This is a genomic window from Saccharopolyspora sp. NPDC045839, from assembly GCF_056431645.1.
Genome location: NZ_JBWKKH010000008.1, coordinates 19,214 through 27,597, shown reverse-complemented (window position 1 = coordinate 27,597; position 8,384 = coordinate 19,214). Strand labels below are relative to the sequence as shown.

Annotated in this window: 11 protein-coding genes; 8 read left to right on the top strand and 3 right to left on the bottom strand. The window is 70.3% G+C overall.

Going from position 1 to position 8,384, the window contains the following annotated elements:
* Window positions 1-139: 139 nt before the first annotated feature.
* Together AC07EQ_RS13635 and AC07EQ_RS13630 are read left to right on the top strand one after the other, a co-directional pair.
* Window positions 140-673: a CD225/dispanin family protein gene (locus AC07EQ_RS13635; protein ID WP_478388291.1), complete on the top strand. Its 534-nt coding sequence runs from the start codon at window positions 140-142 to the stop codon at window positions 671-673.
* 23 nt (window positions 674-696) lie between these two features.
* Window positions 697-1,092, top strand: coding sequence for a DUF2752 domain-containing protein (locus tag AC07EQ_RS13630; protein ID WP_478388290.1), 396 nt, complete (start codon window positions 697-699; stop codon window positions 1,090-1,092).
* Here the strand turns inward: AC07EQ_RS13630 and AC07EQ_RS13625 are convergent.
* A complete protein-coding gene (locus AC07EQ_RS13625; protein ID WP_478388289.1) occupies window positions 1,089-1,445 on the bottom strand; it encodes a DUF4190 domain-containing protein in 357 nt (118 codons plus the stop codon). The two genes, AC07EQ_RS13630 and AC07EQ_RS13625, sit on opposite strands and share 4 nt — an antisense overlap.
* A gap of 80 nt (window positions 1,446-1,525) precedes the next feature.
* On the opposite strand from AC07EQ_RS13625, the gene recO reads away from it, so the two are divergent.
* The 5 genes from recO to AC07EQ_RS13600 all read left to right on the top strand — a co-directional run bounded on the left by recO (window position 1,526) and on the right by AC07EQ_RS13600 (window position 5,586).
* Window positions 1,526-2,323 carry a DNA repair protein RecO gene (gene recO / locus AC07EQ_RS13620; protein ID WP_478388288.1) on the top strand — a complete coding sequence of 266 codons (798 nt, stop codon included), beginning with the start codon at window positions 1,526-1,528 and terminating at the stop codon, window positions 2,321-2,323.
* 67 nt (window positions 2,324-2,390) lie between these two features.
* The gene (locus AC07EQ_RS13615; protein ID WP_478388287.1) at window positions 2,391-3,221 is read left to right on the top strand and encodes an isoprenyl transferase; all 831 of its coding nucleotides are present in this window, start codon (window positions 2,391-2,393) and stop codon (window positions 3,219-3,221) included.
* Entirely contained in the window at window positions 3,221-3,649 is a 429-nt protein-coding gene (locus tag AC07EQ_RS13610) for a hypothetical protein (protein WP_478388286.1), read from the top strand. The genes AC07EQ_RS13615 and AC07EQ_RS13610 overlap by 1 nt, the downstream gene beginning before the upstream one ends.
* Window positions 3,650-3,883: 234 nt before the next feature.
* On the top strand, window positions 3,884-4,888 hold the full coding sequence (locus AC07EQ_RS13605; protein WP_478388285.1) for a permease: 1,005 nt from the start codon (window positions 3,884-3,886) through the stop codon (window positions 4,886-4,888).
* Window positions 4,888-5,586, top strand: a complete 699-nt coding sequence (locus AC07EQ_RS13600; RefSeq protein ID WP_478388284.1) for a TIGR03943 family putative permease subunit — start codon at window positions 4,888-4,890, stop codon at window positions 5,584-5,586. The genes AC07EQ_RS13605 and AC07EQ_RS13600 overlap by 1 nt, the downstream gene beginning before the upstream one ends.
* A gap of 68 nt (window positions 5,587-5,654) precedes the next feature.
* On the opposite strand, the gene AC07EQ_RS13595 is transcribed toward AC07EQ_RS13600, so the two are convergent.
* The gene (locus AC07EQ_RS13595) at window positions 5,655-6,080 is read right to left on the bottom strand and encodes a Fur family transcriptional regulator (protein WP_478388283.1); all 426 of its coding nucleotides are present in this window, start codon (window positions 6,078-6,080) and stop codon (window positions 5,655-5,657) included.
* Window positions 6,077-6,541: an ArsR/SmtB family transcription factor gene (locus AC07EQ_RS13590; RefSeq protein ID WP_478388282.1), complete on the bottom strand. Its 465-nt coding sequence runs from the start codon at window positions 6,539-6,541 to the stop codon at window positions 6,077-6,079. The genes AC07EQ_RS13595 and AC07EQ_RS13590 overlap by 4 nt, the downstream gene beginning before the upstream one ends.
* A gap of 286 nt (window positions 6,542-6,827) precedes the next feature.
* Here AC07EQ_RS13590 and AC07EQ_RS13585 point away from each other — a divergent pair, with 286 nt between their 5' ends.
* The gene (locus AC07EQ_RS13585) at window positions 6,828-8,213 is read left to right on the top strand and encodes a glycine--tRNA ligase (RefSeq protein WP_478388494.1); all 1,386 of its coding nucleotides are present in this window, start codon (window positions 6,828-6,830) and stop codon (window positions 8,211-8,213) included.
* The last annotated feature ends 171 nt before the right edge of the window (window positions 8,214-8,384 follow it).

The window sequence follows — 8,384 nt, the reverse complement described above, 5'->3', positions numbered from 1 at the left end:
TTCTCGAGCCTGCTGGTCCGGTGTTTTTTTTGTAGACCCCCCCCCCTTTGGGTGGGCCCCCACCGTGGGCTTTTTTTGTTTTGTGCCCGCGCCCCCCCCCCCCCCCCCAACGACGCGCGTCAACTTCTCCGGGGGAACAATGACGGAACCGTCCGATCCGACCGGTGTTCCGCAGCAGCCGGCCGAGCAGCCGGCGGTTCAGCAGCCTGCTGGCCAGCAGCCGATCGCGCAGCAGCCTGCTGACCAGCAGGTCCAGCAGCCGATCGCGCAGCAGCCCGTCGACCCGCAGGTTCAGCAGCAGTTCGACCAGCCGGTCCAGCAGCCGATGGTTCAGCAGCCGGTCCACCACCCGGTGCCGATGGCGCCGCACCCCTACGCGGCGCAGTTCGGCGTCGCCCCCGTGCCGGTGAACAACAACCTGGGCTGGGCCATCGCCGGAATCCTGGTGTGCTGGCCCTTCGGGATCCCGGCGCTGATCAAGGCGCTGCAGGTCAACTCGCTCTGGTACCAGGGCCTGCCCGACCAGGCGCGGATCTCGGCCAACGAGGCCAAGAAGTGGGGCAAGGTCGCCGTCATCGTCGGCGCCAGCCTGCTGGGCCTCTACATCCTGGCGTTCGTGGCCTACTTCGTGATCATGATCGCGCTGTTCGGCTTCGCCGCCGCAGCGAGCTGATGGTCGCCGCGCGCCTTCGCGCGATGGTTCTCCCGGCCGCGACCGCGCTGATCGGCTGCGCGGCGGCCGGGATCGTGCTCGCCGCCGATCCCACCTCCGACGCCGGATTTCCGCTGCCGCCCTGCCCGGTCAAGTGGCTGACCGGGCTCGACTGCCCCGGCTGCGGCGCGACGCGGATGTTCTACAGCCTGCTGCACGGTGACGTGCTGACGGCGCTGCACTTCAACGCGGCGGCGGTCGCGTTCATCCCGTTCTTCCTGTGGACCTGGGGCGCCTGGGTGCTGGGCCGCTGGCGCGGCCGGCGGATCCCGACCTGGGAGCAGTGGCGCTGGTCCCCGCTGGTGGGGCTGGTCCTGATCGCCGTCTGGTCGGTGATCAGGAACCTGCCGTTCCCGCCCTTCGACGCGCTCTACGTCTAGTTGTCGAACGAGCTCTGGAGGCCGTTGCCGAGGACACCGGTGGCGGCCAGGATCATGAACGTGATGAACAGCAACCAGAGGCCCGGCACGACCCACCCGACGATGATGCCCGTCAGCGCCATGCTGCGGTTGGTGTAGGCCTTCGGGTTCCGGTTGATCTCGCGCAGTGAGACGTGGCCCAGGATCGCGCCGACCGGTCCGATGAGGATGGCGCCGTAGCAGGTGAAGATCGCGGCCAGCGAGACGCACATCGAGGCGATCGCCATGCCGTTGTTCCGCGGCAACATCGGATAACCAGGCCCGTACGGCATCGGCGCCTGCGGGTAGGGGTTCTGGTCGTACGGGTAGGTCATGACGTCCTTTCGGCGCGGAATGCCCGGTGATTCTTCCGCGTGGCTTCGATGCCGTCGCCCAGGGGTGTGATGATGGGTGGGTGAGCCTCTACCGCGATACCGCAGTCGTCCTGCGGGTGCAGAAGCTGGGCGAGGCAGACCGGATCATAACCTTGCTGACCCGCCGCTACGGCAAAGTTCGGGCAGTTGCCAAGGGAGTGCGGCGCACGACGTCGCGGTTCGGCGCCCGGGTCGAGCCGTTCTGCCACGTCGACGTGCAGCTCTACACCGGACGCACGCTCGACGTGATCACCCAGGTGCAGACCGTGGACGCCTTCGGCGCGCACATCGTCGACGACTACCAGCGCTACACCGCGGCCTGCGCGGTGCTGGAGACCGTCGACCGGCTGGCCGCGGAGGAGGGCGAGCCGGTGCTGCGCCTCTACCTGCTGGCCATCGGCGCGCTGCGCGCGCTGTCGGGGCGGGATCGCGACTCCTCGCAGGTGCTGGACGCCTTCCTGCTCCGCGCGATGTCCTTCGCGGGCTGGGCGCCGGCGCTCAGCGAGTGCGCGCGCTGCGGCGAGGCGGGCCCGCATGCCGCCTTCAACGTGCAGGCGGGCGGCGCGGTGTGCGTCCAGTGCAGGCCCGCCGGTTCGGTGCGGCCATCGGTGCACACGTTGCCGTTGATGGAGTCGCTGCTGCACGGCGACTGGTCTTCCGCCGAGGCGGCCGCGAATCCGGTCCGCCGGGAGGCCAGCGGCCTCATCGCGGCGCACCTGCAGTGGCACATGGAACGGCAGTTGCGGTCGTTGCCGCTGGTGGAGCGGACCGTGCCGGAACTCATCCGGGAGCGGGCCGCCGATGCCGCGCTGGTCGCCGCCGCCGAGGACGGGCGCTGAGCCCCTGATCGACCCGGGCGAGGACAATGAAACCCTCACGCCCAGCAGTCCTAAGGAGAATCCAGTTATGTTGCGACGCCGTGGGCGGGGCAAGGACGACCCGACCGTGCGGACGCCGGAACCGCACGCCTCCGGCGAGAAGCCGCCGGCGTTGCCGCCGGAGTTCGTGCCCAAGCACGTCGCCATCGTGATGGACGGCAACGGCCGCTGGGCCAACGAGCGCGGGCTGCCGCGCATCGAGGGGCACAAGCGAGGCGAGGCGGTCGTGCTGGAGCTGGCCCGCGGCGCGATCGAGCTCGGCGTCAAGTGGCTGTCGCTGTACGCCTTCTCCACCGAGAACTGGAAGCGCAGCCCCGACGAGGTCCGGTTCCTGATGGGGTTCAACCGAGACGTGATCCGGCGCCGCGTCGACGAGCTCGACGGGTTGGGGGTGCGGGTGCGCTGGGCGGGCCGGAAGCCACGGCTGTGGCGCAGCGTGGTGAACGAGCTGCAATCCGCCGAGGTCCGCACGCAGAACAACGAGGTCATGAACCTGACCATGTGCGTCAACTACGGCGGCCGGGCCGAGATCGGCGACGCCGCCCGCGAGATCGCGCGACTGGTGGCCGCCGGGAAGATCAACCCGGACCGGGTTGACGAGCGCACCATCGCCCGGTACCTGTACCAGCCGGACATGCCGGACGTGGACCTGTTCATCCGGCCTTCCGGGGAGCAGCGAACCTCGAACTTCATGCTCTGGCAGTCGGCCTACGCCGAACTCGTCTTCCAGGACACCCTGTTCCCCGACGTGGATCGCCGGCACCTGTGGCGCGCGTGCGAGCAGTACGCGCGCCGGGACCGGCGGTTCGGCGGGGCCATCGATCGGGCGGCGGCCGAAACCGCCCAGGAGGGCAATTGATGACCCAGGAGGCCGCAGCCACCGCGCGGTTGCTGACCGCGGCGAAGCAAGCGCTGGAGAACTACCACGACGTGCACGTCGACGACGACGGTGCACTCACGTTCCGGCACTCCGATGTCCCGTGCGCGGTGCAGGCGATGCAGCTCGCGGACGGGCTGACGGTGCTGAGCCTGACCTGCGTGGTCGCCTGGGACCTGCCGCCCACCGACGAGCTCGCGCAGTCGGTCGCCGAGCGCGCGGGGCAGGGCCTGTTCGGCACGCTCGGGGTGGTCCGCACCGAGCGCGGCATGGACGTGACCTTGCGCTACGCGTTCCCGGCGGAGGGAATGGCGGCGGCGCCGCTGGGCACCCTGCTGATGCTGGTGGTGGCGACGGCGTCCCAGCTGCGCACCGAACTCCTCGCCGAACCAGAGGGCACCACCAACTAGCGGCACCCGACCGGGTGTTGGACCGCAATTTCAATGGAAATCGGACCTTCGATTTCCATTGAAATTGCGGTCCGTCACGGGACCGGGGGACGTGTCGGTGTGTCGGTCCGGGCTTGCGGCCCGGTGGACGGTGTCCTGCTTGAGCAGGGGTGACGGGTTCGGGGCGAGTGGGTGTGGGCGTGGGTTCACCCCCTAGTGCGAACGATTATCAGTTCGAACTGGCACGATGACCCGGTGACCGAGATCGCCGACCCGCCGCGCACGCGGCGCCCCGTCATCACCTCGTTGGAGGTGCTCTGCGGCCTGCTGGTCGTGGCAGCGGTGTTCCAGGGGCAGCTGAGCGCGCTGCTGGACGTCCCCGCGCTGCGCACCGGCTCGACGGTGTTCGTCGCCGTCTGCGTCCAGGCCATGCCGTTCCTGGTGCTCGGGGTGCTGGTCAGCGGTCTGATCGCGGCGTTCGTCCCGCCGGGAGCGCTGCGCCGCTGGCTGCCCGCCAACCCCGCTGCCGCGGTGCCGGTGGCCGGTGTCGCCGGGGTGGCGTTGCCCGGCTGCGAGTGCGCCTCGGTGCCGGTGGCGCGGCGGCTGATGCAGCAGGGCGTCGCGCCGGCCGCGGCGCTCGCGTTCCTGCTGGCCGCGCCGGCGGTGAACCCGATCGTCCTGGTGTCCACCGTGGTCGCGTTCCCGGACGAGCCGCTGATGGTGCTGGCCAGGTTCCTCGGTTCGCTGCTGACGGCGTGCGTGATGGGCTGGCTCTGGGCCCGGCTGGGCAAGGCGGAATGGCTCGCCGAGCGCGCGCTGCACCGGGTCGAGGCGCATCGCGGTTCCGGTAGCCGGTGGGTGGTCTTCGCCGAGTCGGCCCGGCACGACCTGGTCGAGGCGGGCGGATTCCTGGTGCTCGGCGGCCTGACGTCGGCGGTGTTCAACGTCGTCGTGCCCGCGTCCTGGCTGGAGTCGCTCGGCGGCCAGCTGGTGCTGGGCGTGCTGGTGATGGCGGTGCTCGCGGTGGTCCTCGCGCTGTGCAGCGAGGCCGACGCCTTCGTGGTCGCGTCGATGCCGGGCCTGCCGCTGATCCCGAAGCTGGTGTTCCTCGTCGTCGGCCCGGCCGTCGACCTCAAGCTGATCGCGCTGCAGTCCGGCGCCTTCGGCCGCCGCTTCGCCGCCCGGTTCGCGCCCGCCACGTTCGTGGTGGCGATCGGCTGCGCGGTCGGTGTCGGCGCCCTGCTGCTGGGAGGTTCGTGATGCGCCGGGAAACCCAGAACCTGCTGTTGCTGCTGCTGGGCGGCGCGCTGCTCAAGATCGCGCTGGGCGGCAGCTACCTCCGCTACGTCAAGCCCGCGCTGTTCCCGTGGCTGGTGGTCGCCGGGGCGGTCATGATCGGGTTGTCGATCTTCGCGATCGTCCGCGACATCCGCGCCGGTGGAGCCGGGCAGCACGAGCACAATTCGCGCAGCCCGTGGATGCTCCTGCTACCGGTGTTCGCGATCTTCCTGATCGCGCCGCCGGCCCTCGGCTCGGACTCGGTGACCCGCGACCGGATGGCGGCGCCGGCGGCCCCGAGGGAATCCCTGTTCCCGGACCTGCCGCCCGAGCAGGCGCCGCTGCTGGGCGTGTCGGAGTTCGTCACCCGAGCCATCTGGGACGGAAGCGGCGCCCTCAACGGCCGGGCGGTGCGCCTGCAGGGCTTCGTAGTGCACCTCACACCGGGGACGACGCAGCTCGCCAGGATGCGGATCAGCTGCTGCGCGGCGGACGCGGCGCCGGTGAAGGTCGAGCTCGCGGCCCCGCCGCAGGTGGCGGAGCTCCCGGCGGACACGTGGATCGAGGTGACCGGCAGGCTGCGGCCGGGCTCGGCCACCGAAGCCAACGACTACGTCCCGACGCTGGACACGATCCTGATCCGCCCGATCCCGGCCCCTCAGGACACCTACGAGTACTGACCGGATCACACGACCTGGTCACGTCCGCTGGCTGCGAGGTTCCGCTACCCGCACCGCTGCGCAGAACGTCAGAGGCCGCGGGCGGTGCAGTCGGGGCAGGTGCCGATGATCTCGACCGTGTGGCTGACGTCGGAGAAGCCGTGCTCCTGGCCGATCCGCTCGGCCCAGTTCTCCACCGGCGGGTCGGCCACCTCCACGGTCCGCCCGCAGTGCCGGCACACCAGGTGATGGTGGTGGTGGCTGGAGCAACGCCGGTAGACCGCCTCGCCGGACGGCGTGCGCAGCACGTCGACCTCGCCCGCGTCGGCCAGGGTTTGCAGCGTGCGGTAGACCGTGGTCAGGCCGATGCCCTCGCCCTGCCGCCGCAGCTCCTCGTGCAGTTCCTGGGCGGAGCGGAAGTCGTTGACCTGGTCCAGCAGGTTCGAAACCGCCGCTCGCTGCTTGGTGGCCCGCAGTCCCGGTACGCCGACCGTGGGACCCTCGCCGGTGGTCACGCTGTCTCCGTCTCCTGTCGGGAGTTGGGTGCGATGGAACGTGGCGCCGAACCGCGCGACCGCGCGCCGGAGATCTCCTCCGCGTGCGCGGCGGCGTCCACCACGATGTGCGCCAGGTGTTCGTCCACGAGGCGGTAGACGACCTCGCGGCCGTGCCGCTCGCCGTGCACGACCCCGGCGGACTTCAGCACCCGGAGGTGCTGGCTGATCAGCGGCTGGGCGACGCCGAGCGCGTCGACCAGCTCGTGCACGCAGCGTTCCGACTCCCGCAGCTGCAGGACGATCGCGATGCGCACCGGGGCGGCCAGCGCCCGCAGCAGCTCGCCGGCCTCGACCAGGATCCGCTGGTCCCGCATCGGGACCGGGTGTGCGTCCCGCTCCGGGGAGTGCACGTGGTCGTCGAGGCCGTCCAAGCCCGCGGTCGACCGGGTCGGCTCGGATTGCGGGCTGACGGCGGGCATCGCTTCCTTTCCGGCGAGACCTCCACACGGCGTCGCCTGCCTGCGGTGGCGTCGGTTCGGGCAGGCCACTCGAACGGTGGCCTGCGCACGGGGACGCTTCGCGCCCTCCATCCTACGGGTACGCCCGGCCTGACCTGTCACATCAACACCGCGCGCCCCGTCGGCGCCACCACGTCGCCCGGGTGGCCAGCCCGGGCGAACGTCACCCGGTCCGGGATCGGTACGCTGGGAAACTCCAGCCCGACCAGCTGGTTCTATGCAGTCCAGCGATGATTCCGGAGTGAACGTGCCCGCCGACCAGATCGACACGATCGTCAATCTCTGCAAGCGCCGTGGTTTCGTCTACCCGTCCGGCGAGATCTACGGCGGTACGCGGTCGGCCTGGGACTACGGTCCGCTCGGCGTCGAGCTCAAGGACAACATCAAGCGCCAGTGGTGGAAGTCGATGGTGCAGGGCCGCGACGACGTCGTCGGCCTGGACTCGTCGGTGATCCTGCCCCGCCCGGTCTGGGAGGCGTCCGGCCACGTCACCGCCTTCCACGACCCGCTGGTGGAGTGCACCTCCTGCCACCACCGCTTCCGCGCCGACCAGCTCGCCGAGGAGTACTCCGAGCGCACCGGCAAGGAGACCGCCGAGGACGACCTCTCCGACGTCCCGTGCCCCAACTGCGGTACCCGCGGCCAGTACACCGAGCCGCGCGAGTTCAACATGATGCTCAAGACGTTCCTCGGCCCGGTGGAGAGCGAGGAGGGGATGCACTACCTGCGGCCGGAGACCGCGCAGGGCATCTTCGTCAACTTCGCCAACGTGATGACCACCGCGCGGAAGAAGCCGCCGTTCGGCATCGGCCAGATCGGCAAGTCGTTCCGCAACGAGATCACGCCCGGCAACTTCATCTTCCGGACCCGCGAGTTCGAGCAGATGGAGATGGAGTTCTTCGTCGAGCCCGGCGAAGACGAGCAGTGGCACCAGTACTGGATCGACCAGCGCATGAGCTGGTACGCCGACCTGGGCATCAGCCGGGACAACCTGCGGGAGTTCGAGCACCCGAAGGAGAAGCTCTCGCACTACGCGAAGCGCACCGTCGACATCGAGTACCGGTTCCGGTTCGGCGGTCAGGAGTGGGGCGAGCTGGAGGGCATCGCCAACCGCACCGACTTCGACCTCACCACGCATTCGAACCACTCCGGCGTCGACCTGTCGTACTTCGACCAGGCCAGCAACTCGCGGTACCGGCCGTACGTGATCGAGCCGGCCGCGGGCGTCGGCCGGCCGATGATGGCGTTCCTGATCGACGCCTACCACGAGGACGAGGCGCCGAACGCCAAGGGCGGCGTGGACAAGCGGGTGGTGCTGAAGCTGGACCGCCGGCTGGCGCCGGTGAAGGTGGCCGTGCTGCCGCTGTCGCGCAACGCCGAGCTGTCGCCGAAGGCCCGCGACATCGCCGCGCAGTTGCGCCGCAACTGGAACGTCGACTTCGACGACGCCGGCGCGATCGGCCGCCGCTACCGCAGGCAGGACGAGGTCGGCACGCCGTTCTGCGTGACCATCGACTTCGACTCGCTGTCCGACCACGCCGTCACCGTCCGCGAGCGCGACACGATGTCGCAGGAGCGGGTGGCGATGGACAAGCTGGAGGAATACCTGGCGGTTCGCCTCCTCGGCTGCTGATCCGGGCTCGGGCCGGTGGTGTTCTCGGACGCCACCGGCCCGTTTTTTCCGAAAGTGGTTGGGCGGGTTGGATTTCCCGCGCCCGGCCTGCCCCAGCGGACCCGAAGATCTGCGAGGATGCCAACGTGAGCCCCCATCGAGCCGCCCACCGGCGCCGCCCCGCAGGCCGGG

Coding starts and splice junctions, on each gene's coding strand:
- AC07EQ_RS13600 (WP_478388284.1), top strand. CDS start 4,888: ATGCGCCGGGAAACCCAGAACCTGCTGTTGCTGCTGCTGGGCGGCGCG.
- AC07EQ_RS13590 (WP_478388282.1), bottom strand. CDS start 6,541: ATGCCCGCCGTCAGCCCGCAATCCGAGCCGACCCGGTCGACCGCGGGC.
- AC07EQ_RS13625 (WP_478388289.1), bottom strand. CDS start 1,445: ATGACCTACCCGTACGACCAGAACCCCTACCCGCAGGCGCCGATGCCG.
- AC07EQ_RS13630 (WP_478388290.1), top strand. CDS start 697: ATGGTTCTCCCGGCCGCGACCGCGCTGATCGGCTGCGCGGCGGCCGGG.
- AC07EQ_RS13610 (WP_478388286.1), top strand. CDS start 3,221: ATGACCCAGGAGGCCGCAGCCACCGCGCGGTTGCTGACCGCGGCGAAG.
- AC07EQ_RS13635 (WP_478388291.1), top strand. CDS start 140: ATGACGGAACCGTCCGATCCGACCGGTGTTCCGCAGCAGCCGGCCGAG.
- AC07EQ_RS13615 (WP_478388287.1), top strand. CDS start 2,391: ATGTTGCGACGCCGTGGGCGGGGCAAGGACGACCCGACCGTGCGGACG.